We start from the raw sequence: 26080 nt of genomic DNA, 5'->3' as shown, positions 1-26080 counted from the left end.
TTAGCATGAGTAGTTTTACAGGCAAAGCCGAAACGGATGATAACCACCTACTGAAGTAGGTGGTTTAGGGCTGAAAAATAAAAAAAGGAGCCTAACGGCTCCTTTTTAGTATCTATGTTTTGCTTACGCGAGCTTAAAACTTGTAATCAACACCAACGTACAGGCTGTCAAAATCAAAATCTTCGCTGCCACCGTTTTCGGCATCAATACTTACCGAAGAAGCACGGTAGCCACCAGATACAACCAAACCTGAAGCGAACTCATAACCAGCCTCAACACCGTAGTTAAAGCCTACATCACGACCATCATCGGTAACAGTGCTAGATGATTTCACTTCATAAGAAACACTCATTACACCAAGGCCAGCAATCGCACCAACATAGAAGCCTGTACCTGCAAATTGGTATTTAGGCTTCGCATTGAAATTGAACGCAGAAGCATCAACACTAAATTTAACCGGCCACCCCATGTAAGAAAATGTTTCTTCAAAGTCGCCAAAGTATATGTACTCACCTTCAAAAGCTAGTTTGAAGTTTTCTGAATATTGAAGCTCTTTACCTACAGCAAGGCTAAGACCTGTCGCAGAAAGATCTTTTGACAAGCTTTTAACTTTAAGATCTGAATTTACCAAATCAGCACCAACATACCAGTTACCTTTTGCTTGAACTGATGCTGAAGCAACCACTGCACCTAAAGCCAATAATGGCAATACTTTTTTCATTATAATTTCCTAATTTTTCATACTGTTAGACAGCTTTTAAAAGCGCGGAGATTATAAATAGAGTTGAATACTTTCCTATTGATTTGTTTATAAAATGAGACACAAAACATAAACATGAACAATAAAACGTTTGCTTGATTAAACTCTAAACAGCTCGAGTCCTATTAAGTACTAGAGTTACCACAAGTAGCAAGTTTCCAAACCAGTCGCGTTTTTCAGTATTTTTACAGCAATATAATCCTTACGTTTACGGCTTTATTTATTACTCAATAGAGTCTATTTCATGAAAACAATTTGGCTTGATATGATGATTTAAAGTGTTTAGGACTGTCTTACTAAAGGTTTGTGCATATCTAAGTAGCTGTTTAAAATAGTCAGATTATTGAGCTCACACTTGGGCAGTGCCAACGGGAAATTTACATGGCAAAGCTAAAAGATATCGCCATTGAAGCAGGCGTCTCACTTGCAACCGTATCGCGGGTTTTGAACAACGACCCAACGTTGAGCGTTAAAGAAGAAACCAAATACCGCATTTTGGAAATTGCAGAAAAACTGGAGTACCGCACCAGTAGCTCGAAGAAAGGCATCAAAGAAGCTAAGCAAAAACATCACTTTTTAGCCTTATATAACTACAAACAAGAAACAGAGGTGAATGACCCTTACTACTTATCAATTCGTCATGGGATTGAAACGCAATGCGACAAATTAGGTATTACGCTAACCAATTGCTATAACAGTGAAATTGATGTTGAAACGAAAAAGATAACAGGTGTCCTTTTAGTCGGAAATGTCGACCAAAAGGTAGTAGATAAATTACCTAAACGTCTAGCCGATAGCATTTGCTACATAAACTTTTCAGATCCAACCTGCCCTTATGATTGCGTTGATGTCGACCTTATTCGAATCAGTAGGCAAGTAGTTGATTTCTTTGTACAACGAGGCCACCGCCGCATCGGTTATATTGGCGGTCAAGACAAGCACGACGCAGCTGACACTCGTGAAAATGTGTTTTTGGACTATGGCTATCTAAAAGGCGTGGTCGCAGAACATGATATACACTATTGTGCCTGCTCTAGTTTGTCCGGTTATAACTTAGCGAAAGAGATGCTAGCCAAAGGTGACTTCCCGAAAGCAGTATTCATTGATTCAGACTCCATCGCGATTGGCATAGTACGTGCAATCCATGAATTTGGCTTAAAGATACCAGAGGATATTACGCTGATTAGTATGAATGATATTCCTACTGCTCGCTTTACCTTTCCGCCGTTGTCTACAATTCGTATTCACTCTGAGTTGATGGGAACTCAGGGAGTGAACTTACTAGTGGAAAAATACCGAGATGGACGCTTACTCCCTCTTCATGTATACGTTCAAACAGAGCTTAAACTACGTGGTACAACTCAATGATACCTTTTCCATTAATCTCTTTTATGAATTAAATCTGGAACATCCCCCCCTAACCCAAGATATTCATTTTGCACAATCAGTACTGTTTCGGCGTAACGCCGATAACTCAGCGGGTAGTAAGAAGTTCAACAACAAATCACTCTAAGCACCATGAGTGCCCCAAATGTTTATCATTTAGAGGTGATGGTCGAAGAAACCAACTCGCGTAGCCAAATGCCTTTGTCTTCATTGTTTCGGCTGGAATGCCACAGCATGGCAATATCAAAATCCGCAACGGCGATCGGCGGCTTAACAGTAATGAGATCGTCCGAAAAGCCCTCCGCCAACGCCATTTTTTCTGGCACGATGGCAATGAGATCGCGCTTTTTCAATAGATGCCGAATAGTGAGAAAGTTGCGCGACGCCACGGTGACTTTGCGGCTCAAGCCATGTTCTGCGAGCTTTTGGTCTACTTGTGTCTTTAAGCTCCCATCGGGACTTACCAGAGCTTGCTCGATGTTCGCGAACGCTTCCAGAGACAGCTGTGTTTCCCCTTTCAACACCTGTTTATCACACATGCACACGTGTTTTTCGGTGTACAAGTACAAGCTCTCAAAGTTGTCATCCAACACCGGCATGCTGCCAATAATGACATCGAGCTTTTCGTGCTCAGTTAATGCCACGTAGTTGCTACGATTGACGTTAATAAAACTGATCTGCGCCTCTGGGGCGCGCTGGCGTATTTCGTCATAAAGCCGAGGAGCAAAGATAAACTCGGCATAATCCGTTAACCCGATGCGACATACACCCGCGTAATTTTCAGGTTGGAAGGCAGACTTAGTGAGCAAGTCTTTGGCGATAGAATCCAACAAGTGATGCACAGTTGGCGCGATGTGGTGAGCGTGCTCGGTGGGCTCCATCTTGTGCCCTTTTCGCTCAAAAAGCGGGTCGTCAAACAACAACCTTAAACGAGACAAACTATGACTCATCGCCGACTGGCTAACGTAACTTTTCTCTGCCGCGACGCTAACGCTTCGATAGCGATACAAGTAGGAAAACGTCACCAATAAGTTCAAGTCAATGTTGCGCCACTGAACGTCCTCTTTCACTCCAACATCCTCATCCCATTTCATTCATAGATGAAATTAAAATCATCAATTTGAGTCATTTTAGAGCATTCGATAAATTAGCAACAATGCTTTTTAGATAAACAGGCTCGACATGTTCACCATATTCAAAACTTTTTTCTGGCTGGGTTGGTTCAGCTTCGGCGGCCCGGCGGCTCATATTGGTTATTTTCGCCAAACCTTTGTTGAGAAACTGAAATGGCTTGATGACAGCGAGTACGCGCAAATTGTCGCGCTCAGTCAGTTTTTGCCGGGACCGGGCTCAAGCCAAGTTGGCTTTGCTTTAGGCTATAAACGTGGCGGTTTAGGTGGCGCATGCGCAGCATTTGTCGGATTCACGCTTCCTTCAGTGGTCATCATGTTGGCGCTGGCGATGGTGAGCAGCCAAATCACCGACACCGCAGTGTTCCAAAACATCGTTCACGGCCTAAAACTGCTCGCAGTCGTCGTCGTGGCGGATGCGACTTGGGGCATGTACAAAAACTTCTGCCAAAGTAAACTGACCGCGGGTTTGTGCGTCGCGACTGCGATTGCGTTGCTGGTGGCACCAAGCATCATGACGCAAATGTTCGTGTTGATCGCAGCAGGTTTTGTCGGAATGCGATATCTGAAGAAAGACTCCGCGCCATCAGCCGAGTCGTTTAAACCGTCTATCGCGCCATTAGCTCTATTTGCGATGCTTTTACTCGGCTTACCGTTAGTGGCTCATACGTTACCTTTGCTTGGGCTGTTTAGTGATTTTTTCCAAGCTGGTAGCTTAGTGTTTGGTGGCGGTCATGTGGTTCTGCCGCTTCTGCAAAACATTGTTGGCGACCAGCTCAGCCAAGATGCATTTTTAACAGGCTACGCCGCTGCACAAGCTGTACCGGGGCCAATGTTCACCTTTGCTACTTTTATCGGTTATGAGCTTTCGGATACGCCAATTTTAGGCGCTCTGATCGCAACGCTTGGCGTATTCCTCCCTGGGTTTCTTTTACTACTTGGCGTTCTTAAGAACTGGCAAGCACTGGCAGGCAAACCGCTGGTCTCCGGCGCCATCAACGGTGTAAATGCCTCGGTAGTAGGGTTACTACTCGCGGCACTTTACCAGCCAGTATTTAGCAGCGCAGTTGTTGCTCCCATCGACATGGCGTTAGTGATTGCGGGTTTCTATCTACACAAAAAGCTCAACCTTTCGGTACTATGGATGATCGTGTTTTTTGTGGCAGCAGGCCTTGTCACGGGCATGATGTAGCCTGCTGATACGCCAACTATTGAATCTAGATAAACCACGGGCACTCAAATACGAGTGCCCTTGCTTAGATTAGATAGTGAAAACGGAACAGACCCCGATAAAAAGAGCATCACAAATTATGACTTAACTTCTCTCGGTTAAGCCATTGTTCATTCTTACCAACTTAACTGCATCATGACGAGAATGGACATCGAGTTTTTTGTACAACTTGTATATATGGCTTTTCACTGTACTTTCAGATAAAAAAAGTCTTGAAGCAATTTGTTGATTTGAAATGCCGTACACAAGTAGCTCTAGAATCTGTTTTTCTCTGCATGTTAACTCATCATGCTGCTGTTCTTCGGACAAATTTGCATGCCGATAATTGAGGACTAACTTCTCTAGGTACATTCTTGGTAGCCACAACCCACCTTTCAGTACGTATTCCGCGCCATCACATATATGTGTCACTGATGCACTTCGGAGCAAAATTCCTTTTAACAACTTCCAATGCAGTAAGTCCGTTTGTACTTTTTCACAAGGGACGTTGTGAAGCATAAAGGACCACCCAAATAGATCAAAATCTGGTAACTTTCCTTGTACTTCAAGCTGACGCATAAAATCGTAATCAATAAACATCAAATCGATACTGAGTGAGTGACTTCTGAACACCACTTCATCTGGTTGCATTATCTTTACATCGACATCATGAATGGAAGACAGCTGTTTTTTTATTAAGTTACTTTGTAAATTACTCTCAGCTAGCAGTATCAAGTGCTTCTTTTCCATAGTCCCACCACATTAACTTACCTGTTTCACCAACCCCCGTTAGAAAATTAATTGGAGGCAGCAAAGAGAATTTATCTTCATTTTAAGTAGAAAATATAGCACTTCAGAATGATATCGCATTGCTTTTCAGCACCGAAAAAGACTTAAAAAGTATGAACCTGTTGTGTTTTTATCCATACTTTTCAACCTGTGTTAGCATAAGGATATGATTTATAATATTAAATAATAAAGATAATAATTGGATAAAATGCCATTTATAAAAAATGGATGACTGCTCCGCTCAGTGCAATAGAACAAATTACTTCTTTATATTGGCTTCATTTCATACTTGATGAGTACTTAAAGTAAATACAAAAAATAACATTATGATTATGTTATTTTTTTCTTTAATACTTTAAATAGACGTACCTAAATACTCCCTTCCAGCCTGAATCATTCTCAATAATGAGAACAGCTTTCACTGATCCTTTCTTATAATTTCATCGCTTCCCACAACATTTGAAGGAAGCAGCAAGAAGTTAAGTGCAGTCATTTTTAATCAGGAATAACAGGAAATGGAGTAATCGTTATGACTCTAAACAAAACAGGGCTTGCTTTAGCAATGTCAGCAATTTTATTTAGTGGCTCTCTAATCGCGAATGAGATCGATGATGGAGACGACAACATGCAATGGACTGACAGCGCTAATACCGATATCGGTTTATCTGGCAGCTTCAATGATAACAGTGACAATAGCGCATCTCTCGGTGTTGGTGATAGCTTCAACGACAACAGCGATAATAGTGCGTCACTAGGTATTGGTCATAGCTTCAACGACAACAGCGACACTGACAACAGTGCAACTCTTGGTGTTGATGACAGCTTTAATAACAACAGCGACAACTCAAACTCGAGCACTAACACAGCTCAAAGCCACAACGACAATAGTACGTCTAACGCTAACGACAACAGTACCAGTGCTGATCTTGATGTGAGCCTAAATAGTGATAGTAGTGACTCAAGTACTAACACAAATAGAAGCCACAACGACAACAGCGACTCTAGTACTACTGTAAGACGTAGCAACAACGACAACAGTGACTCTAGTATCAACAGTAGCTTTAACGATAACAGCGATAATCGTAATCAAAGCGACAACCGTAACCAGAGTGATAACCGTAGCTACGCTGATTCAAGCACAACAAACTCGAACAGCTTTAACGACAATAGTAACTATCAAAGTGACTCGAGCTCAACAAATGTTGATAGCTTCAATCAAGTCCATATGGATACAGATATGGTTGTTGCGAGCTCAAGCCTAATGGGTGGTGTTACAGGTGCATCAGTTATTTATGCAACTAACGCGGATGATACTCGAGTTCGAGTTGAAAACATGAACACCCTTGGTGGTCTTGGTGGTGCAGCTGGTATTACTACCGTTGGTCAGAATGCTGGTTCAAATTCACTTGTACAACAATCTGTTACAACTAATGCAAGTGTGTTTACTGGGGGTGAGTAACCGACTAGTAGGAGAAAGCGATGCGTTTGGCAATCTGTACTTTGAGTATGATAGTTGCCTGCACTGCACTCGCTGATGACATTGCATTATCTGGCGGAGAAGTTAGCTTGGATATCATGAATGAATCAAGAGGTGGACAAAATGTTGAACTCGACTTGGTTTATGCAGAATCAGATATCAATGGTATTTCGTCAGATAATGTCGCGTCAAACACCGTGAGTGGTAACAATATACTATCAAGTGGAGCGTTCGCAGACAGTTCGGGTATATCCAACGTAATTCAGAACAGCGGAAACAACGTTTTAATCCAGAACTCTACCGTCGTTAACCTGACACTCAAGTAAACAATATGAAAGTATTAAATAACTTAATTTGGCTGATGCTCGTTTATTCAGCATCAGCCATTTCATTAGAACTGCTACCTTACCGAGCACATTACTCTGTTCCTGTTAAAAGCTACAAAGAAATAGTGTTCGGTGATGTTTTTCGCCAACAGTATGACTTCAGCTGTGGCTCTGCCGCCCTGGCTTCTCTTCTCACTTTTCATTATGCAACAGAGTCATCTGAACAAGATATCTTCAAAAGCATGTTTGAAAAAGGTGATAAAGAAAAAATCAAAGAGAAAGGTTTTTCTTTGTTGGATATGAAGTTTTACTTGGATTCCATAGGGTTACGTTCTGACGGCTTTCAAGTAGGACTGGAGAAAATTAAAGAAGTCGGCGTCCCTGGGATTACTCTCGTTAATTTCGACGGGTATATGCATTTTGTTGTCATCAGAGGTATAAACAATCACTCAGTTATTCTAGGAGACCCTTCTAGAGGAACCATGATAATGAAACTGGATGAGTTTGAAAAATATTACCAAGGAATTGTGTTACTGGTCCGTAACGAAGCGGAAATGGGAAGGTCTAGCTTTATAACCAATGATAATTTCACCGTATATCAAAGATCACCATTAAAAACAGGAGTGTCTAGAGATTCCTTAGGGGTATTTAGCATTACTCTCCCAGTTTCCGGTGAAAATTAATATAACATTGTTTTAAATAACTTTAAGAGCTAAACAACCTGAAAGGCCTGCATTATGAACTACAATAAATTTTTGTTAGTGCTTTGTATGCTAATACCTCATTTTAATGTGAATGCTAAAGATGTTGGCCTGCAAGAACTTACTCCTCTTTCAAATTTATCTTTAGAAGAATATCGAGGTGGCTTCCAAATTACGGACGAGTATATTATTAATATTGGATTAAGCATTACTACGACTATAAATGGCGATGATATTTTGAACACAAACATTGCCAACTTAGTAATTGAAAATGGTAATTTAAAAAACATTAGCGCAAATAGTGAAAATCAAAGTGGAGATATTTTCAACCAGGGTATTGTTAACATCATACAATTTGGTGAAGGAAATATTATTGGAGATGATTCTATAGATTCACCCAAAATGCCTTCGTCTCAAAATCCTAATATAATAAGTTCAGACTTTATAAATTCAAGTATTATCAATATTATTCAAAACACGAAAGATAACAGTATTATTGGACTTAGCACGCTCGTAGACATTGATGCTCAAGTAAATGGGGTAATACGGGAAATCAAAGCAAACCAACAATTAGAAGACGCCTTATTGAACCACCTTCAATGAGCATTTCCATTTTTATCTGAAAAATTGTCACGTTAAGCTTCTTTGATATTAGAAACGACTGATATCTATGATTACATACCAAAAGAAAGGTAGATATATCAATAGGCCACCATCATTTTAAGAATATATACCTACTTTATCCAATATAATCCAATCAATTTATAATGCGAACACTAGGCGCTAACGATAAATTAGGCCCAATACTCAAGGGCCTAATATCCATTTTACAAATTAAAAGGTACTCGTACTGTTAATTGAAAGTCGGGAGTATCTTCTGTAAGACCAGCTTGAGCACTAACATTGATAGATGAGCGTTCACTAAAGGCATAGTTTATACCAAAAGTTAATGCATCTAATTGAAGCAACTTAGCATCATCTGCCGATCTGCCATTTACTTTGCTTTTTAAAATAGTTTTATGGCTAAGTCCTAAAGAGAATGAAAGATCAGGATTCACCGCAAACCCCATTCCTCCTGAAAGAGAAATAGTGTCTCCAAGTTCAACATCAGCTTTTGTGTCGCCAACTGTAACAGTATCCTCTAAGTTATAAATATAACTTAGACTAGCGAACAAGACCGCAGGATCAACAGGGTGAATAAGAGATAAATTAGGCTCAAAACTCCAAAAACCCGAACCTGTAGGGACATCACTAAATGAGTTGCTTCCATCTTCAATAGAAACATCATAAGGCGATCGTCCTGTATCCGACTTTACTCTAAGACCACCTACCCAGTATGGCGCAGACTCAAAGTTAAACTGGTGCCTCAATGCGAACTCTACATCACCAAGCCCTCCGCCATCCACCGTTGTGTTTACTACTTCACTGTTTGAACCATCTTGAATGGGGCGCGTAGAAACTTGGTCATTACGATACACATACGGCACTCTAACTTCTAACTCTGTGGCGTTTGTTAAACCGTACCGAGCAGTTAATCCAACGGTTACTGTAGTCCTATCCGAATCACTCACTTCAATTCGCCCAACAATCAGAGTTGGTAAGACTGTATACCCAACAACAGATACTTTGTTTGAAGAGTTTTGTGTATAGCTTAAAGACGAATCAAATGACCATTTACCTTTAGGTGTGAGAACGCCTGGGCGCTCAATAACATCACCAACCGTTTGGGCGCGCTGAGGAATATCATCTCCTTCAGCACCATATGCATTCCCCGCAATGAATAAACTACAAAGATAGGTACCCAGTAAAGTCTTCCGTAACATCACATCTTTCCTTTTGCTGATGATCGTACCCAAGTAATCTCAGGCAATAGCTTGAGGTGAAGCTCCTAACTTTCCAAAGTAAGATTAGTATAGCTACTTCAAAACCACGACATACCTTTAAGTTTGGCGCTTTGAAGAAATTAGGAGACATTTATACTTATCTTCAACACTAAGCCACTAGTTAATAAATAATTAGGATAGATTCTATGTTTTCGCAATATTATTAATAAAATAAATTGCTTACCTGTGCTCTTAGTATGAAGTCGATATGACATAACAGCTGAAAAGCCTGTTCTCTTTTGCGTAGCATCAATCACATTGCTTTTTTAGATCGAGTCGCTCCGACTTCAACCATAACTAACGCTATCTTCCCCACATATTTCATCAAAATGCATTCCCGTGTCGCGATTTAACATGCTAAAGTTAACAATGCGTTAACAATTATAAATACAATGAGAAGACATGGAGTCACTTAAAATGAATCAGCCGAATCTAAATAGCGCTGCTGGTTGCGCTCTCCCACCACCAAATGAAATGATCCTCAAATGGGCTCAAGAGCGTCCAAATGAGGTCTACCTAAAACAAATTATTAACCGACAATTTGTTGAGTACACATTCTCTGATGTTGCAGATCAAGCCTTAAAACTTGTCAGCGCACTACGCTCGCTTGGTGTAAAGCCTGGCGACAAAGTCGCGTTAGTATCTAAAAACTGTGCAGAATGGTTTATTTGCGATCTTGCTATGATGCTTGGTGACTATGTCAGTGTGCCAATCTTTCCTACCGCCGGTGCAGACACCATCGAATACTGTGTGACTCATAGTGAAAGTAAAGCGATCATTGGCGGAAAACTCGATGATCCCAAAGCAACTCAGCAAGTCATTGATGCTATGCCTGAACTCATTAGCATCGCTCTACCTTATGACACGGCACCTAAGTGTAAGCACGAATACCAAGCGCTCATTGCTGATGCAGTGCCAAGTGAAGAGCGTCCACAGCATTACGATGACAAGCTAATGTCGTTGGTGTATACCTCAGGCACATCAGGGTTACCGAAAGGCGCGATGCTAACTTACGGCGCATTCAGTTGGTCTGTTCAGCAACTGATCAATCATATTGGTATCCAAGAAAACGACCGATTGTTCTCTTATTTACCGCTCGCTCATATTACAGAGCGTGTTTATATCTTCGGTTCATCGATTATGGGTGGCGTGCCAACAGCATTTCCAGAGTCACTGGACACTTTTATCGAAGATGTGAAGATGCACCGACCAACTCTGTTTATTTCCGTCCCACGATTATGGACGCTATTCCAGCAACGTATTCAAGACAAACTTCCACAGAAGAAGCTCAATATTCTGTTGAAAATCCCATTCGTCAATTCTTTGATCAAGAAAAAGCTAGCAGATGGTCTCGGTTTAGATCAGGCTCGAGTATTAGGCTGTGGCTCTGCACCTGTCTCGCCAGCGCTGTTGGAATGGTACCACTCAGTGGGCCTTGATATCACAGAGGCTTGGGGGATGACGGAATCATTTGCCTACAGCACGCTCAACTACCCATTTAGAGCTGACAAAATTGGTAGTGTCGGTAATGCAGGGCCAGGCATTGAGTTAAAAATCGCAGCCGATGATGAAATCATGGTGCGTGGCAAAGGGCTATTTTCTGGCTACTACAAAAATGATATTGCCACCCAAGAGTCTTTTGATTCAGAGGGCTGGCTACACACAGGCGATATCGGCGCTATCGACTCAGATGGTTATCTAACGATTCAAGGCCGTAAAAAAGATAACTTCAAAACCGCCAAAGGTAAATTTGTCTCTCCGGTTCCTATCGAGAAAAAGCTTTTCGAGTACAGTCGCGTAGAGATGATGTGTCTCATCGGTTTAGGGCTACCCGCTCCGATTCTTTTGGTTGTGCCACATGACTTCCCTAACTTTGATCGAGAGCGATACGCACGTACCACACGTAAAGTTATTGCCAGGATGAATCAAGAACTCGCCTCTCATGAGCAAATCAAAGGTGTGTTAATGATTAAAGAACCTTGGAGTATAGAAAATGGCGTACTGACGCCAACGCTTAAAATTAAACGTCATGTGCTCGAACAAAAGTATCATGAGATAGGCCACAATTGGCCAAAAGATGAATTGGTCGTGTGGGAAGAAGACTTGTAATTTTGCTTGCACTCCTCAACACCATTGGGGAGTGCAACTTAACTTTGAGCTTGAATCAAACTCATAGACTACTCTCTCCAGAATGGCTTACTCACTTCACAACTAATCTCCCTTTCACCTAATCCAATATCGTCCCAAAGGTGCTTTGGTAACTCTCTCAAGTGACGACGTGTCTTATAGTTCCTTCTCCAAGCCGCCAGTTTAGAATAAATTAACTGTAACCCGCTCTGATGGGCAGTAGGTATAGTACGCTCACAAGTGTGTGTCATGTTTTCCATTTCAAAGATCCGTATACAATGTTGACCACTTAATAATCAGCGACTACGCTGATATCCTCAAACGATAGAATCTGCCATAGAGTTAAGGAAAACTAATGTGAAAGATCGAATGCCTCCCTTACAGGGCTTGTATTACTTTTTCGTTGCAGCAAAGGAAGGAAGCTTTAAAACGGCAGCAAAAGAACTGTTTGTTACGCCAGCGGCCATTAGTCAGCAAATTCGTCATTTAGAAGAGTTCTTAGGCACGGACCTATTTGTTCGTCAGCACAGAAAAATCGTGCTCACACCAGAGGGAGAGCTACTGTTTAGTCAGGCAGAAAGAGGGTTTGCTCATTTGCAGCAAGGGGTTAGATTAGTCAATCAAGATCCAAACCCGAACCACCTTTCGATATCAACACTCCCCTCTTTCGCTCATCATTGGTTAGTCCCGAAAATTACGGCTTTTCGCCAGCGTCACCCTGATATCGCCTTGCTATTAGAACCAACCAATGATTTGGTGTCTTTTCAAGATAGTCAGATAGATTTATGTGTTCGTTACGGTTTAGGAAAATATCCCAATTTAGAATCACAATGGCTGATGGACGAAGCTTTTTATCCTGCTTGTCATCCGGTGTACCAGAAAGAGCACGGGATCTATAACATCGAGGATTTAAGCAAAGCTGAGCTGATTGAAGATGTTTGGCCTGATCTTGATTGGAATATGTGGTTAGCAACCTTGGGTCACTGCGCAGCAAAGCCTACCTTAAAATACAGTGGATCACATCTCGTGCTTGAGGCTGCACTATCACTTCAAGGCGTGGCATTAGTAAAACACAGTTTAGCTCATCAATATTTTCGTTCTGGCAAATTGGTCCGAATTGGAGATATCGCTATCAAGCCCAACTTTGCGTATTACTTGTGTGCGCCAAAAGGCTACTTAAAAAGACCTAAAGCTCAATTGTTTGCGCAATGGTTGAAGGAAGAAATAGAAATATTTGAAAAGTCAGTGGTACCAGACTTTAAGACCATTGACCTAAAAGGCAACAGCACTAGAACGGCATCATAACAATCGTCAAAACAAACGCTAAATAGGAATAAAACAAAAACGCTCTGCGTATAAGACTGCTAGATACAAAAAGCCCCGCACTAAGCGGGGCTTTCAAGTTATAGAGTTAACTTAAGAATTACTTCTTAGCGTTACGCTCTTTAACGTCAGCAATTACTTGCTCTGCAACGTTTGTTGGACATGGTGCGTAGTGTGAGAACTCCATAGAGAACTGACCACGACCAGAAGTCATAGTACGTAGAGTACCGATGTAACCAAACATTTCTGATAGAGGTACATCACCCTTGATACGTACGCCAGTAGACGCTGCTTGTTGGTCTTTGATCATACCACGACGACGGTTAAGGTCACCGATTACGTCACCAACGTGATCTTCTGGAGTGAACACGTCAACTTTCATGATTGGCTCAAGAAGTTGCGCGCCAGCTTTAGGCATAGACTGACGGAATGCACCTTTCGCTGCGATTTCGTAAGCGATAGCTGAAGAGTCAACTGCGTGGAAACCACCGTCGAATAGTTCAACTTCAACGTCTAGAGTAGGGAAGCCAGCTAGAACACCGTGCTCCATCATTGACGCAAAGCCTTTCTCAACTGCAGGCCAGAATTCTTTAGGTACGTTACCACCAACAACTGTTGATTTGAACGTGAAGCCAGAGTTTGGCTCACCTGGTTTGATGCGGTAATCGATCTTACCGAACTGACCAGAACCACCAGACTGTTTCTTGTGCGTGTAGCTATCTTCGATTGCTTGAGTGATAGTTTCACGGTAAGCAACCTGTGGAGCACCAACTTCTAGCTCAACGCCGTAAGTACGCTTAAGGATATCTACCTTGATGTCTAGGTGAAGTTCACCCATACCTTTCAGGATAGTTTCGCCTGAATCTTCATCAGTCTCAACTTGGAATGATGGATCTTCTGCAACCATTTTACCGATCGCGATGCCCATCTTCTCAGAACCGCCTTTATCTTTAGGCTTAACTGCGATAGAGATTACTGGATCTGGGAAGATCATTGGCTCAAGAGTACATTCGTGCTTAGGATCACATAGAGTGTGACCAGTTTGAACGTTCTTCATACCAACTACAGCGATGATGTCACCGGCTTGTGCTGAATCGATCTCGTTACGCTCGTCCGCGTGCATCTCAACCATACGGCCGATACGCTCTGTTTTACCAGTTGCAGAGTTAAGGATTGTGTCACCTTTCTTCATCTTACCAGAGTAGATGCGGATAAAGGTTAGAGCACCGAAGCGGTCATCCATAATCTTAAATGCAAGAGCACGTAGTGGCTCGTCTGCAGATACAGTCGCAACTTCACCAGTTGGCTCACCAGTCTCTGAATCAGTTAGAGGCTGTGGATCAACTTCTGTTGGAGATGGTAGGTAATCAATTACCGCGTCAAGAATAAGTTGGATACCTTTGTTCTTGTACGCTGAACCACAGTAAGTTGGGAAGAATGCTAGATCACGAGTACCTTTACGGATACAACGTTTGATGTCTTCTAGAGATGGCTCTTCACCTTCTTCTAGGTAAGCCATCATTAGATCTTCGTCTTGCTCTAGAGCAGTTTCGATTAGCATTTCACGGTATTCAGCAGCTTTTTCTACCATGTCTGCTGGAATATCTTGAACTTCGTAGTTCTCTGGTTGGCCAGACTCATCCCATACGTAAGCTTGTTGGCTTAGTACGTCTACAACACCTACGAAATCTTCTTCGATACCGATAGGTAGAGTCATAACTAGAGGTGTAGCACCTAGTACGTTCTGTACTTGATCTACAACTTTGTAGAAATCTGCGCCCATACGGTCTAGTTTGTTAACGAAGATCAGACGTGATACGTGTGATTCGTCAGCGTAACGCCAGTTAGTTTCTGACTGAGGCTCAACACCACCAGAACCACAGAATACACCGATACCACCGTCAAGTACTTTTAGAGAACGGTAAACTTCGATAGTGAAGTCAACGTGTCCAGGAGTATCGATGATGTTTAGACGGTGATCGTTCCAGAAACAAGTTGTTGCTGCAGACTGGATTGTGATACCACGCTCAGCTTCCTGCTCCATGAAGTCAGTAGTAGTTGAACCGTCGTGAGTGTCACCGATCTTATGGATCTTACCAGTTAGCTTTAGGATACGCTCTGTAGAGGTAGTTTTACCCGCGTCTACGTGAGCAAAAATACCAATGTTTCTGTATTTTGATAAATCAGTCATTGTCTTACTCTGTTAATAAGGTATAAAGTGCGCGCAGAGTATATCACATTCTGTCAATACTGATACCCTTGCGTGCGGATGGAAGAAAAAAAATTTTAACGTGAAATTTCCGTCCCCAAAGCATAGTCAAACACAGCAATTTATGTACTTTATTCGCATTTTATTGAGGACGGATAGAACAGTTTGTGATTGCACAAATACCATTCTTATGAGCATTACAGCTCGTCAAAAGCCTCTATAGCTTCCGACAATTTCTTAACGCCGTGAATTTGCATGCCAGGGATGCCACCTTTCGGCATGTTGGCTGCTGGCACGATGGCTTTCTTGAAACCATGTTTGAACGCTTCATTCAAACGCTCTTGCCCACTTGGCACTGGACGGATTTCGCCCGCAAGCCCTACCTCACCAAAAATCACCACATCTTTAGGGAGTGGACGGTCACGAAAACTCGATAAAAGCGCCATAACTAAAGCAAGATCAGCGCTTGTCTCCGTCACCTTAACACCGCCAACCACATTAACAAAGACATCTTGGTCTGCCATTTGTAAGCCACCATGCTTATGCAACACAGCGAGCAAAAGTGATAGGCGGTTCTGCTCCAAGCCGACCGCAACACGACGAGGGTTGGCTAACTGCGAGTAATCCACCAGCGCTTGAATCTCTACTAGTAGAGGGCGCGTGCCTTCCCAAACCACCATGACTGAAGAGCCTGATGTTTCTTCTTCACCACGAGAAAGGAAGATTGCTGATGGGTTACTCACTTCCTTCAACCCTTGGCCTGTCATTGCAAAGACACCAAGCTCATTCACAGCGCCAAAACGGTTTTTATGACTACGCAAAGTGCGGAATCGGCTATCCGTTCCACCATCGAGTAGTACCGAACAGTCGATAATGTGTTCAAGAACTTTGGGGCCCGCAAGGGTACCATCTTTTGTTACATGACCAACAATAAATACCGCAACATTATTCTGTTTTGCGTATCGTGTCAGAGCCGTCGCAGATTCACGTACCTGAGCAACACTGCCAGGCGACGATTGAACATCAGAAACGTGCATCACCTGAATCGAGTCTATTACCATTATACGAGGCTGCTCTTTTTCGGCGATTTGGCAAATTTTGTCGACGTTCGTTTCCGATAGCATTTTTAAATGATCTTTCGGCAAGCCTAATCGGGAAGCACGCATTGCCACCTGCTGTAACGACTCTTCACCGGTTACGTAAAGCGTTGGCATTTGCGCAGATAAACTACACATGGTTTGCAACAGAAGGGTTGATTTACCAGCGCCAGGGTTACCACCAATCAAAATTGCGGCACCTGGCACAACACCACCACCCAATACGCGGTCAAGCTCTTTAAACCCACTGGTGAAGCGAGGTACTTCTTGCAGATCAATTTCGGATAGCGTTTGAACCGTTGCTTCTGTTGCGGAACCAGCGTAGCCACTTAAGCGTTCGTTGCGAGCAACGGTTGGCGATGCAGCGATACGTACTTCTGTTATCGTATTCCATGCACCACATGCGTTACACTGCCCCTGCCAACGGGGAAAGTCCGCGCCACAATCATTACAAACATACGCTCGTTTTGCTTTCGCCATGATGCCTCAATTTTTTCTACAAATGTGACTAAGCACAGCCAAGTCAGACCTGAACTGAAATGAACTATTGATATACTTAAGTATTACTTCGCTTAGCCGATACAATTTAAAGTAACGACATACTCTAACAGAAATAATGCAGCAATCTGAAATTCTCTCGCTCGCAGAACGACTCATTCCCGTTTACGGTACGAATGACTTTGACTTTGTCCTTGGCCAACTGACCGAGGAAGAGCCGCCTTCGGCCAAAATTTTGGTTAAAATGGAACTTAACCGCTTAATGGCTCCATGCAAAAAAAGTATTGATTTGCGAGGTCGCGTTCAAGGCGAATGTCGCGAGTATATTTTGGATGGTATTCCACATTGGTTGGATGATGTTGCTTTCAACGCTTACCATAAAAACATCAAAAAGTTTGGCTGCTACACGGAAGGAATGTGGGAAGCATTGGTCAACACGCGAAATAACTTTCGCGTAATGAGCAAGCGCCTTACTCAGCAAAAAACGCAATCGTTAACGGATCCTAAAAGCCCGTTCTTAGCAGAACCCGTTCACCTAGGCTACGATTTAAAGCGCCAAGAAAAACGCTTGAAAGTCCAATCTCAAGTTGAAATTTGCCGTTCTAAAGGACAGCTTCTTCATGGATTAAGTATTGATTTATCTAGCTCTGGCGCAAAGTTCAAAGTCCCTAGCGCATTTAAATATAACCTTGGGGAAATTATTCAGGTCACGTTTACTGAATTTGCCAGCAAATCTAACGTTGCAGGTATAGAGAAACCGCTTGCATACCGCATACTCGCGGTTGATGACTGTTACGAAAATGACTCAGTTCGATACCTCAGAACTATACGCTTAACTGATACCAATGTCGTCACCAGAGTGATAGATGAAGCGCTCAACAGTGCTGCTAAAAGGGCTCGTCACGACAATCAAGACAAGATTATTCGAGCTCGAACTCGCGGTTATGAGCACATCGCACTAAAGCACACCAGCAGCTTGCCTCTATTCTTTGATGGTAGTGACCTAAAATTAGCAATGTTAACGCCAAACAATCAAAAGCTTTGGCAATACTGGCACGATGAGAGAAACCAGCAAATGTTTGGTTCCTTATTCAACGAGCAACGCATCGCGTCACTCATTAAGCCTGGTGTGAAAGGAACAACCAATGTCCTTTATTCATTTACTCACGAGCACGAGAATCGAACCTATTTCTATTCGATGTTTCGCCCTGAAGCAACTCGCGAACAGCGCCAGCTATTTTGGCATTTAGGTGGCAAACGAGAGAGTTGGCGCGCCTTTAGAATTTCAATCTTTGAACTATCAGAGCAAGAACAGGAAGACCTAGCAGCATTCTCTCCAGAGTTGGCAGAAACGTCTCAATCACTGACTCATATTGGTATTTTGCAAGAAATTGCTGACGAAAAGTCAGGGCAGGATTACCTGCTAACTGAAAAGCCGCGCTTACCCGCTAATACGTTAAACGCGTTTCGCCATCCGAGAAGAGTTATTGGCAATCCAAAGGGCATTTATTTTGATGCAAAGTCTCGTCGTAAAGAGCCTCGTTATCGTTTTAAAACACCTTTAGAGTTGTACTCAGGACAAACTAAAACAGGCGGCTGTACTGTTGACCTTTCCAAACGAGGACTCGGAATTAGGCTAAGTGAGCCCACGATGTTACGTTCTGGGCAAGAGGTAAGAATCAACTTTCGAGAATTACAACTCTACGATAAAAAATTGCCGTTAATGTCGGTACCATACCGAGTAATTCGTGTAAGCCCAGATGGTTGTAGCGTGCAGTTAGTTATTGATGAAAGCAGCCAAACCATGAAGGTAATCGCTTTTTTCAACAGCATTATCGAGCACAATCAAGACAAGCTAATCCCGCAAAAAGAGACGCTACCAAGTAATGCTCTACTTGAAAGGCTGCACTGCATGTTGCTCTCGCGTACGCTGAGCACGCCCATTTTTATCAGTAAGAGTACGTCATCTTCAATAAAAACCCCCGTTATCGGGGTGAACTTGCCGCTACCTAAACACATTGAACTTTTTGCCCGTCTTGGGCATGACCAACTGTTGTCACTTGAACCTATCTTTAAAGGCCGGACAAGCACATTAATCGCAGAGCCAATAAAACGTGTAGAAGGTGCTCAAGCCAGACATCAGGATATCTACATAAGCGCCGCAAAAGTAGGCAATAAAATTACAGGCATTGAGTCAAAGCTTCATCAAGAGTTCAACAGCGTAAAAGAGCGGATTCAATTTATAAAGAAAGCGCGAATGATGGGTGACTTTTACGTGATTCGCCTTTCTACTGCGCCAATTTTCGATCCGATGACATCATTACTGCAACAAGATTTAAGTGACTTAACCCAATTTGGTGTACATCAAGCAAGCAAGTTAGAAAAAGAGTTGACGGCGCTCGTTGGTTACAGTGAATTTGAAGACATTACTGAAGAGGTAGTAATTAGATTGGAGTTAACCGAGTAAATTCAAAGTCATACCAAATTGAAAAAAAACACCGCCTTTCTGGCGGTGTTTTTGAATGGATGGTTAAGGTTTAGCTTTCCAGCTGACCTTTTGCTGCTTCACCAATGCGCCAGATAAAATACAGAGCACACCGCCCAACCCTGCAAAGCGAATCGCTGATTGCGCTTGAGCTTCCACTTTTGGTTTTGCGTGATACGCAATCCCTAATCCTGCCACCGACATCATCACAAGATCATTAGCGCCATCACCGACAGCAACCGTGTTGTGCTGCTCAATTTCATATTCATCCGCCAGTTCCACTAGAATGTCAGACTTCATCTGCGCCGTTACCACATCGCCAAGTACTTTACCCGTGAGTTTGCCGTCAATAATTTCTAATTGATTGGAGCGAGCAAAGTCTAAGTCGACTTTATCTTTGATGTAATCAGAGAAGTAAGTAAAACCACCGGAGGCAATCGCTGTTTTCCAGCCCAAGGCTTTCAACGTCGCAATTAGCGCTTCAAAGTCCGGCATGAATGGTAACTGGGAACGAACTTGTTCAAGAATTGATTCATCGGCACCTTTGAGCTTACCAACTCGCTGACGTAAACTTTGCTCAAAATCCAGCTCACCTTGCATGGCACGTTCAGTGACTTCAGCGACCTCATCCCCTACTCCTGCCAGTTTCGCGATTTCATCAATACACTCTATCTGGATCGCCGTTGAATCCATATCAAATACAATCAACCCTTGGGTTGATAGATCGGGCACTTCATTAAGCGAGGCGTAATCTAGGTTGAGACTTTGTAAGATCGTTTCATGTTGAGGAGTCAACTCTCCGGCCATCAAGGCTACTTCATATTGGCCAACTTTCCACGTTTCTAGTATCGGGTTGTAAAAGCCGGTGAAGAAATCAATGTCTTCGAAGTGACTTGGCGAAAGGTACTCAGCAAATACGATCCAGTTTGCTTTTGCTTTATCTAATTGGGAGGCAAATCGAGTCTCGGGTAATCGTTTTAAAAGTGTCGTATGTTTTCTGATAGGCAAGCTTTTTGACGCGTCCATGTATATAATCCCTTATGACTTTGCTAAAACGTTACCTCAACAAACTAAAAAGGCAAGTCTTTGTTTTATTTTAAATGGATGAGTAAAGAGCATGAGTGAATCTTTGTTCTCAGTAAGGAATGCCCTAAGAATTCTGGCACTAATCCTACTGTGTGTGATGTTGTTTATCACAATAAAAAACAGTGTTGTGATCAGTAAGGGTAATGAGAAAATTCAAGCACAACAGCTTGAAACACTCACCAAAGTTTTGATTTCACAGGCGTCTCTTTCTGCCAGTGAGATGATTTTAACTAAAGATCAAGAACGATTACTTCAGCTAACAAACCAGCTAGCACAAGACCGTTTAGTGTTTGATGCAACAATCTACGATGCACAGGGTGTACGTTTAGCGTCTAGTGAAGAGGCATTATCGGTACGCGAAGTTCTTGGCCTGGATACGCCTTTGGCAACAGCTTCCATTGGTCGCCAGCAGTTGGTTGAACCAGTTTTTGCAGATGGTGCGCTTATCGGTTTTGTTCGCGTGACCTTTGAGACGGGCCGGGTGACGGCAATTTCAGACCACCACTATCGCAAGAGCGATCGTTATATGTACATGATGGTCTTAATGAGCTTTGTCTGTGGTATGTTGTTCATCTTGATTTTACGTCGACAACCGATACGTCGTAAAAAAGCGCCAAACCTGCTGCTAACCAAGTAACTAGGTAGCGCTAACAACTCATATAAAAACAGCCCGCAATGTGCGGGCTGTTTTTTTAGCTCTTGAGAGCGAAAAATAGAATGACTCTTCGTCGCTTACTCTTCGTCACCAAGCAATACTGAATCTAGTGCGATTAGCATCATGTCGTTGAATGTCGTTTGACGCTCGTCAGATGTAGTCTGTTCGCCAGTCTTGATATGATCAGAAACCGTACAGATTGTCAGAGCTTTTGCACCGTATTCTGCCGCAACACCGTAAATACCAGCCGCTTCCATTTCAACACCAACAATGCCGTACTTGTCCATTACATCGAACATTTCTGGATCTGGCGTGTAGAAAAGCTCTGCTGAGAATAGGTTACCAACTTTAACGTCAATACCGCGAGCTTTTGCAGCGTCTTCTGCCGCACGAACCATGTTGTAGTCTGCGATTGCCGCGAAGTCATGACCTTTAAAGCGGATACGGTTCACTTTAGAGTCAGTACATGCACCCATGCCGATCACAACATCACGCACTTTGATGTCTTCATTCACTGCGCCACAGCTGCCAACACGGATGATTTTCTTCACGCCGAAGTCTTTGATTAGTTCAGTCGCGTAAATCGAGCATGATGGGATACCCATACCGTGGCCCATTACCGAGATCTTACGGCCTTTGTATGTGCCTGTGTAACCAAACATATTACGAACGTCACACACTTGAACGACATCTTCAAGGAAAGTCTCTGCGATGTATTTTGCACGTAGTGGATCACCAGGCATCAGTACGACGTCTGCAAATGCACCCATTTCAGCATTGATATGTGGAGTTGCCATTTTCTTTTCCTTAACCTTTCTCTAGCGCTCCGCGCTTAAGGCGATATAAGCCAGAGTATTCTCATTTCCGACAAGCAGCATTTACATACTGCAAACATAAAACTAGGAGCAATCGAGCTCCTAGTTTTCAAAAACCTAACTAATTATAGGAAGTTCTTACCGTAATCCATTGGAGAAGTACCGAAGTAACTTGCCAATGTTTGACCGATATCTGCGAATGTTTCGCGGCGGCCAAGAGAACCAGCTGGTACTTTTTGACCATAAACCAATACTGGGATGTGCTCACGAGTATGGTCAGTGCCTGGCCATGTTGGGTCACAGCCGTGGTCTGCCGTTAGGATAAGCACATCGTCTTCTTCCATAATCTCTAGCACTTCGTTGATACGACCATCGAAGTACTCAAGTGCCGCTGCGTAACCCGCTACGTCACGACGGTGACCGTAAGCTGAGTCGAAGTCTACAAAGTTAGTGAATACGATCGTGTTGTCGCCCGCTTCTTTGATTTGCTCTAGCGTTGCTTCGAACAATGCAGGGATACCTGTCGCTTTCACTTTCTTAGTGATGCCGCAGTTTGCGTAGATATCAGCAATCTTACCAATAGAAACCACGTTGCCTTGCTTCTCATCAACGAGCTTCTGAAGAACCGTTGCTGATGGTGGCTCTACAGAAAGATCACGACGATTACCTGTACGCTCAAATTGACCTTTACCAGCACCAACGAATGGGCGCGCGATAACACGACCAATGTTGTAATCTTCTAGCTCTTCACGTGCGATTTGGCAAAGCTCTAGTAGACGGTCTAGACCGAAAGTCTCTTCGTGACATGCGATTTGGAATACAGAGTCAGCAGACGTGTAGAAGATTGGTTTGCCAGTCTTCATGTGCTCTTCACCAAGATCGTCAAGAACTTGAGTACCAGACGCGTGACAGTTACCTAGGAAACCGTCAAGCCCCGCACGCTCAAGAATGCGGTCAGTCAATTCTTTCGGGAAGCTGTTTGCTTTGTCAGTGAAGTAACCCCAGTCAAACAGAACAGGAACACCTGCGATTTCCCAGTGACCAGACGGCGTGTCTTTACCTGAAGAAAGCTCTGCTGCATGACCGTATGCACCAATGATTTCAGCGTCTGCGTCTAGTCCAGGTGCGAAGCGACCTGTCGATTCTTTATGCGCCATTGCCAAACCAAGTTTCGATAGATTTGGAAGGCGAAGTGCACCTTGGCGATTGTCGTTATCTGCTAAGCCTTTTTCACATTGGTCAGCGATGTGACCTAGTGTGTCTGAACCTACATCACCAAATTCTTTAGCGTCGGCAGTTGCACCGATACCGAATGAGTCTAGTACTAAAATAAATGCTCTTTTCATTGCTCGTTCCTTAGGCCCACTCGGCTTTTTATTATGGTTGAGTAGGCCTTGTGTAATTACTTGTTCTATTAGATATCTTCTGCACGAATTTGGCGGTAAACCTCTGGAGTTGGTGTGTATTCACCACCTACTTTGATTGCACTGCGCAGTGCTTTTGCCGCTTCTTCCCATTGCTCTTCAGTGCGAGCGTGGATGACCGCAAGAGGTTTATCACTGTCTGCGACCTCACCTAGGCGGATGAACTCGTCGAAACCAACTGCGTAGTCGATTTCATCAGTAGCGACTCGACGACCACCACCCATAGCAACCACAGCCATGCCGATAGCACGTGTATCCATTGCAGAGACAATGCCCGTTTCTGTTGCGTAAACTGGCTTGATGATTTCTGCTTTTTCTAAGTAGTTGTCGTAGTTTTCTACGAAGTCCGCAGGGCCGCCTAAGCCAGCAACCATCTTGCCGAAGCACTCAGCTGCTTTGCCGTTATCCAGCACTTCCATCAGTTTTGCGCGTGCGTCTTCTGTGTTCTCAGCAAGCTTGCCAAGTACTAACATTTCAGCACATGAAGCCATGGTCACTTCAAGTAGACGAGGGTTACGGTATTCACCTGTTAAGAAACGAACCGCTTCACGAACTTCTACCGCGTTACCCGCTGAAGACGCCAATACTTGATTCATGTCCGTAAGAATTGCCGTAGTCTTAGTGCCAGCACCGTTTGCTACCGCAACGATTGATTTTGCTAGCTCTTCAGACGCTTCGTAAGTTGGCATAAATGCACCTGAACCCACTTTTACGTCCATCACTAGCGATTCCAGACCCGCCGCCAGTTTCTTAGAAAGGATCGACGCCGTAATCAGGGAGATATTGTCTACCGTTGCGGTAATATCACGAGTCGCGTAAACACGCTTATCCGCAGGAGCAAGGTCACCAGTTTGACCGATGATCGCCACACCAGCGTCTTTGGTTACTTGACCAAAAACATCGTTGCTCGGCGTAATGTTGTAACCAGGGATAGATTCAAGTTTATCCAGCGTACCGCCTGTATGACCAAGACCGCGGCCAGAGATCATAGGTACGAAACCGCCACACGCTGCCACCATTGGGCCAAGCATTAAAGAAGTTACGTCACCCACACCACCGGTTGAGTGTTTGTCGACAATTGGACCACCGAAGTTCATGTGGCTCCAGTCGATAACCATGCCCGAATCACGCATTGCACACGTTAAGGCGATGCGCTCATCCATGGTCATTTCATTAAAGAAAATCGTCATAGCAAACGCCGCAATCTGACCTTCAGATACCGTGTTGTTCGCTACGCCTTGAATAAAGAAGTTGATTTCGTCTGCGGTAAGTACTTCACCGTCACGTTTTTTACGAATGATTTCTTGTGGTAAATACATTAGTGCCTCCCAAGCTCTTTTGAGCCATGGTTGTAGTAGGATAGAAGAGGTTTGGTAGCACCCGTTTAGGTGCTACCGTTCAGACGTATTATTGGAATTAGTACGCTGTTGGATCAGCGACGTCGTCCGATACTTCTAATGTATTTAGTAGGTTGGTTAGCAGGCTAGACGCACCAAAACGGTAGTGACGAGCATCAACCCAGTTGTCACCTAGGATTTCGTCAGCCATTGCTAGGTATGCTGCTGCGTCTTCAGCAGTGCGCACACCACCTGCTGGTTTGAAACCAACAGTTTCTGCAACACCCATGTCGCGAATAACTTCAAGCATCATGCGAGCGTATTCTGGTGTTGCGTTTACTGGCACTTTACCAGTTGAAGTTTTAATGAAGTCAGCACCTGCTTCAATACAGATTTGAGATGCTTTCTTGATTAGTGCTTCTTCTTTTAGTTCACCTGTTTCGATGATCACTTTAAGAAGAATGTCACCACAAGCTTCTTTACATTGCTTAACTAGTTCGAAGCCTACTTTCTCATCACCCGCCATTAGCGCGCGGTAAGGAAAAACTACGTCAACTTCGTCTGCACCGTAAGCAACCGCCGCTTTTGTTTCAGCAACTGCGATTTCAATGTCGTCGTTACCATGTGGGAAGTTCGTTACTGTTGCAATACGAACCTCTGGCGTACCTTGCTCACGAAGTGTCTTCTTAGCAATAGGAATAAAGCGAGGGTAAATACAAATTGCAGCTGTGTTGCCTACTGCTGTTTTCGCGTCATGACATAGTGAGATCACTTTTGCATCAGTGTCATCGTCATTCAACGTAGTTAGGTCCATAAGTTTAAGTGCACGTAGCGCTGCTGCTTTTAAATCGCTCATTTCTATCTCCGATCAATATTCAAAAAATTCACTACTCAGCCTTACATCACGTCTTTAACTATAATCAACAAGTCGAGACAATGTGAGTAAATGGCTAAACAGTCTATTAATGAACGGACTTGGTTCCCTGAAGACTCGGCATATACAGCGAAAATTTATCATATGCCAATTGCTATCCTTGTCACCGCACAGTACCAGTTTGGCCTATGGCACAACAATCTATGATTGCGGTGTCTTTAATATCACATCACAAAGCAAAACGCCTATTAGATCTGATATTGCAGGGCAATTCATTTGCCCATCGATTATGTAATATTCATTACGTGATTAAGAATCAAGCTTAACCACTATCCTGTGATTAATACATTATAGAGTTTCACCGCAAAACTGTAGCACCAAATAGAGCGCAAACGGTTTGTATCTCAAAATTTCCTAGCCCCTATTCCATTGACTGCGTAATACCTCGACTAAGGCAAACACCCGATGAAATTTTGGAGCCCGAAAAA

23 protein-coding genes are annotated in these 26080 nt (G+C 43.3%); 11 read left to right on the top strand and 12 right to left on the bottom strand.

The genetic code is table 11. The features are described from left to right. Nucleotides 1-133: 133 nt before the first annotated feature. Nucleotides 134-721 (bottom strand): outer membrane beta-barrel protein, encoded by a 588-nt coding sequence (locus tag R8O11_RS20750; RefSeq protein ID WP_017820436.1) that lies wholly within the window; start codon nucleotides 719-721, stop codon nucleotides 134-136. Between the two features lie 420 nt (nucleotides 722-1141). On the opposite strand from R8O11_RS20750, the gene ebgR reads away from it, so the two are divergent. Continuing rightward, on the top strand, nucleotides 1142-2128 hold the full coding sequence (gene ebgR, locus R8O11_RS20745; protein ID WP_025768213.1) for a transcriptional regulator EbgR: 987 nt from the start codon (nucleotides 1142-1144) through the stop codon (nucleotides 2126-2128). 170 nt (nucleotides 2129-2298) lie between these two features. Here the strand turns inward: ebgR and R8O11_RS20740 are convergent, their stop codons facing one another. Beyond that, nucleotides 2299-3216 carry a LysR family transcriptional regulator gene (locus tag R8O11_RS20740; protein ID WP_375224442.1) on the bottom strand — a complete coding sequence of 306 codons (918 nt, stop codon included), beginning with the start codon at nucleotides 3214-3216 and terminating at the stop codon, nucleotides 2299-2301. A 112-nt stretch (nucleotides 3217-3328) separates the two neighbouring features. On the opposite strand from R8O11_RS20740, the gene chrA reads away from it, so the two are divergent. Beyond that, entirely contained in the window at nucleotides 3329-4468 is a 1140-nt protein-coding gene (gene chrA, locus R8O11_RS20735; RefSeq protein WP_005380170.1) for a chromate efflux transporter, read from the top strand. Nucleotides 4469-4591: 123 nt separating this feature from the next. On the opposite strand, the gene R8O11_RS20730 is transcribed toward chrA, so the two are convergent. Next, nucleotides 4592-5236: a helix-turn-helix transcriptional regulator gene (locus R8O11_RS20730; protein WP_005380169.1), complete on the bottom strand. Its 645-nt coding sequence runs from the start codon at nucleotides 5234-5236 to the stop codon at nucleotides 4592-4594. 568 nt (nucleotides 5237-5804) lie between these two features. On the opposite strand from R8O11_RS20730, the gene R8O11_RS20725 reads away from it, so the two are divergent. From R8O11_RS20725 to R8O11_RS20710, 4 genes are read left to right on the top strand one after another with little or no spacing between them, the layout of a single operon-like run. Further along, entirely contained in the window at nucleotides 5805-6734 is a 930-nt protein-coding gene (locus tag R8O11_RS20725) for a hypothetical protein (RefSeq protein WP_005391691.1), read from the top strand. A 20-nt stretch (nucleotides 6735-6754) separates the two neighbouring features. Next, nucleotides 6755-7078, top strand: coding sequence for a hypothetical protein (locus tag R8O11_RS20720; protein WP_005380167.1), 324 nt, complete (start codon nucleotides 6755-6757; stop codon nucleotides 7076-7078). 5 nt (nucleotides 7079-7083) lie between these two features. Next, the gene (locus tag R8O11_RS20715; protein WP_005380165.1) at nucleotides 7084-7761 is read left to right on the top strand and encodes a C39 family peptidase; all 678 of its coding nucleotides are present in this window, start codon (nucleotides 7084-7086) and stop codon (nucleotides 7759-7761) included. 54 nt (nucleotides 7762-7815) lie between these two features. Further along, on the top strand, nucleotides 7816-8382 hold the full coding sequence (locus R8O11_RS20710) for a hypothetical protein (protein ID WP_005380163.1): 567 nt from the start codon (nucleotides 7816-7818) through the stop codon (nucleotides 8380-8382). 224 nt (nucleotides 8383-8606) lie between these two features. Here the strand turns inward: R8O11_RS20710 and R8O11_RS20705 are convergent, their stop codons facing one another. Beyond that, nucleotides 8607-9602: a transporter gene (locus R8O11_RS20705; RefSeq protein ID WP_005380160.1), complete on the bottom strand. Its 996-nt coding sequence runs from the start codon at nucleotides 9600-9602 to the stop codon at nucleotides 8607-8609. 477 nt (nucleotides 9603-10079) lie between these two features. Here R8O11_RS20705 and R8O11_RS20700 point away from each other — a divergent pair, with 477 nt between their 5' ends. After that, nucleotides 10080-11771 (top strand): AMP-binding protein, encoded by a 1692-nt coding sequence (locus R8O11_RS20700; protein WP_031779037.1) that lies wholly within the window; start codon nucleotides 10080-10082, stop codon nucleotides 11769-11771. A 68-nt stretch (nucleotides 11772-11839) separates the two neighbouring features. Here the strand turns inward: R8O11_RS20700 and R8O11_RS20695 are convergent, their stop codons facing one another. Next, on the bottom strand, nucleotides 11840-12040 hold the full coding sequence (locus tag R8O11_RS20695; protein WP_224721253.1) for a DUF1127 domain-containing protein: 201 nt from the start codon (nucleotides 12038-12040) through the stop codon (nucleotides 11840-11842). 106 nt (nucleotides 12041-12146) lie between these two features. Between R8O11_RS20695 and R8O11_RS20690 the strand changes: the two genes are divergently transcribed. Next, nucleotides 12147-13094: a LysR substrate-binding domain-containing protein gene (locus R8O11_RS20690; RefSeq protein ID WP_017820432.1), complete on the top strand. Its 948-nt coding sequence runs from the start codon at nucleotides 12147-12149 to the stop codon at nucleotides 13092-13094. Nucleotides 13095-13212: 118 nt separating this feature from the next. Here R8O11_RS20690 and fusA read toward each other — a convergent pair whose 3' ends face one another. Both fusA and radA read right to left on the bottom strand, forming a co-directional pair. Next, entirely contained in the window at nucleotides 13213-15303 is a 2091-nt protein-coding gene (gene fusA, locus R8O11_RS20685; protein ID WP_005386444.1) for an elongation factor G, read from the bottom strand. Between the two features lie 215 nt (nucleotides 15304-15518). After that, nucleotides 15519-16898 (bottom strand): DNA repair protein RadA, encoded by a 1380-nt coding sequence (gene radA, locus R8O11_RS20680; RefSeq protein WP_005386443.1) that lies wholly within the window; start codon nucleotides 16896-16898, stop codon nucleotides 15519-15521. A gap of 136 nt (nucleotides 16899-17034) precedes the next feature. On the opposite strand from radA, the gene R8O11_RS20675 reads away from it, so the two are divergent. After that, nucleotides 17035-19383: a PilZ domain-containing protein gene (locus tag R8O11_RS20675; protein WP_005380143.1), complete on the top strand. Its 2349-nt coding sequence runs from the start codon at nucleotides 17035-17037 to the stop codon at nucleotides 19381-19383. 63 nt (nucleotides 19384-19446) lie between these two features. Here the strand turns inward: R8O11_RS20675 and serB are convergent, their stop codons facing one another. Next, the gene (gene serB, locus R8O11_RS20670; protein WP_005380142.1) at nucleotides 19447-20427 is read right to left on the bottom strand and encodes a phosphoserine phosphatase; all 981 of its coding nucleotides are present in this window, start codon (nucleotides 20425-20427) and stop codon (nucleotides 19447-19449) included. A gap of 91 nt (nucleotides 20428-20518) precedes the next feature. Here serB and R8O11_RS20665 point away from each other — a divergent pair, with 91 nt between their 5' ends. After that, a complete protein-coding gene (locus R8O11_RS20665; RefSeq protein ID WP_005391677.1) occupies nucleotides 20519-21124 on the top strand; it encodes a YtjB family periplasmic protein in 606 nt (201 codons plus the stop codon). 95 nt (nucleotides 21125-21219) lie between these two features. Here R8O11_RS20665 and deoD read toward each other — a convergent pair whose 3' ends face one another. From deoD to deoC, 4 genes are all read right to left on the bottom strand, one after another. Then, nucleotides 21220-21939 carry a purine-nucleoside phosphorylase gene (gene deoD / locus R8O11_RS20660; RefSeq protein WP_005380140.1) on the bottom strand — a complete coding sequence of 240 codons (720 nt, stop codon included), beginning with the start codon at nucleotides 21937-21939 and terminating at the stop codon, nucleotides 21220-21222. Nucleotides 21940-22082: 143 nt separating this feature from the next. Next, entirely contained in the window at nucleotides 22083-23303 is a 1221-nt protein-coding gene (locus R8O11_RS20655; RefSeq protein ID WP_017820430.1) for a phosphopentomutase, read from the bottom strand. Between the two features lie 68 nt (nucleotides 23304-23371). Next, complete coding sequence (gene deoA / locus R8O11_RS20650; protein ID WP_005380134.1) at nucleotides 23372-24700, bottom strand: thymidine phosphorylase; 1329 nt, start codon at nucleotides 24698-24700, stop codon at nucleotides 23372-23374. Between the two features lie 97 nt (nucleotides 24701-24797). Beyond that, the gene (gene deoC / locus R8O11_RS20645; protein ID WP_005380133.1) at nucleotides 24798-25574 is read right to left on the bottom strand and encodes a deoxyribose-phosphate aldolase; all 777 of its coding nucleotides are present in this window, start codon (nucleotides 25572-25574) and stop codon (nucleotides 24798-24800) included. A 90-nt stretch (nucleotides 25575-25664) separates the two neighbouring features. Between deoC and R8O11_RS20640 the strand changes: the two genes are divergently transcribed. Next, the gene (locus R8O11_RS20640; RefSeq protein ID WP_005391675.1) at nucleotides 25665-25799 is read left to right on the top strand and encodes a hypothetical protein; all 135 of its coding nucleotides are present in this window, start codon (nucleotides 25665-25667) and stop codon (nucleotides 25797-25799) included. The last annotated feature ends 281 nt before the right edge of the window (nucleotides 25800-26080 follow it).

Source organism: Vibrio sp. 1288 (assembly GCF_033344475.1).
This window is presented reverse-complemented; position numbering and strand designations above follow the sequence as displayed.

What these genes read in the sequence shown, in the direction of transcription:
- R8O11_RS20750 (WP_017820436.1), bottom strand. Translation starts at nt 721, where the DNA reads ATGAAAAAAGTATTGCCATTATTGGCTTTAGGTGCAGTGGTTGCTTCA.
- ebgR (WP_025768213.1), top strand. Translation starts at nt 1,142, where the DNA reads ATGGCAAAGCTAAAAGATATCGCCATTGAAGCAGGCGTCTCACTTGCA.
- chrA (WP_005380170.1), top strand. Translation starts at nt 3,329, where the DNA reads ATGTTCACCATATTCAAAACTTTTTTCTGGCTGGGTTGGTTCAGCTTC.
- R8O11_RS20730 (WP_005380169.1), bottom strand. Translation starts at nt 5,236, where the DNA reads ATGGAAAAGAAGCACTTGATACTGCTAGCTGAGAGTAATTTACAAAGT.
- R8O11_RS20725 (WP_005391691.1), top strand. Translation starts at nt 5,805, where the DNA reads ATGACTCTAAACAAAACAGGGCTTGCTTTAGCAATGTCAGCAATTTTA.
- R8O11_RS20720 (WP_005380167.1), top strand. Translation starts at nt 6,755, where the DNA reads ATGCGTTTGGCAATCTGTACTTTGAGTATGATAGTTGCCTGCACTGCA.
- R8O11_RS20715 (WP_005380165.1), top strand. Translation starts at nt 7,084, where the DNA reads ATGAAAGTATTAAATAACTTAATTTGGCTGATGCTCGTTTATTCAGCA.
- R8O11_RS20710 (WP_005380163.1), top strand. Translation starts at nt 7,816, where the DNA reads ATGAACTACAATAAATTTTTGTTAGTGCTTTGTATGCTAATACCTCAT.
- R8O11_RS20705 (WP_005380160.1), bottom strand. Translation starts at nt 9,602, where the DNA reads ATGTTACGGAAGACTTTACTGGGTACCTATCTTTGTAGTTTATTCATT.
- R8O11_RS20700 (WP_031779037.1), top strand. Translation starts at nt 10,080, where the DNA reads ATGAATCAGCCGAATCTAAATAGCGCTGCTGGTTGCGCTCTCCCACCA.
- R8O11_RS20695 (WP_224721253.1), bottom strand. Translation starts at nt 12,040, where the DNA reads ATGACACACACTTGTGAGCGTACTATACCTACTGCCCATCAGAGCGGG.
- fusA (WP_005386444.1), bottom strand. Translation starts at nt 15,303, where the DNA reads ATGACTGATTTATCAAAATACAGAAACATTGGTATTTTTGCTCACGTA.
- radA (WP_005386443.1), bottom strand. Translation starts at nt 16,898, where the DNA reads ATGGCGAAAGCAAAACGAGCGTATGTTTGTAATGATTGTGGCGCGGAC.
- R8O11_RS20675 (WP_005380143.1), top strand. Translation starts at nt 17,035, where the DNA reads ATGCAGCAATCTGAAATTCTCTCGCTCGCAGAACGACTCATTCCCGTT.
- serB (WP_005380142.1), bottom strand. Translation starts at nt 20,427, where the DNA reads ATGGACGCGTCAAAAAGCTTGCCTATCAGAAAACATACGACACTTTTA.
- R8O11_RS20665 (WP_005391677.1), top strand. Translation starts at nt 20,519, where the DNA reads ATGAGTGAATCTTTGTTCTCAGTAAGGAATGCCCTAAGAATTCTGGCA.
- deoD (WP_005380140.1), bottom strand. Translation starts at nt 21,939, where the DNA reads ATGGCAACTCCACATATCAATGCTGAAATGGGTGCATTTGCAGACGTC.
- R8O11_RS20655 (WP_017820430.1), bottom strand. Translation starts at nt 23,303, where the DNA reads ATGAAAAGAGCATTTATTTTAGTACTAGACTCATTCGGTATCGGTGCA.
- deoA (WP_005380134.1), bottom strand. Translation starts at nt 24,700, where the DNA reads ATGTATTTACCACAAGAAATCATTCGTAAAAAACGTGACGGTGAAGTA.
- deoC (WP_005380133.1), bottom strand. Translation starts at nt 25,574, where the DNA reads ATGAGCGATTTAAAAGCAGCAGCGCTACGTGCACTTAAACTTATGGAC.
- R8O11_RS20640 (WP_005391675.1), top strand. Translation starts at nt 25,665, where the DNA reads ATGGCTAAACAGTCTATTAATGAACGGACTTGGTTCCCTGAAGACTCG.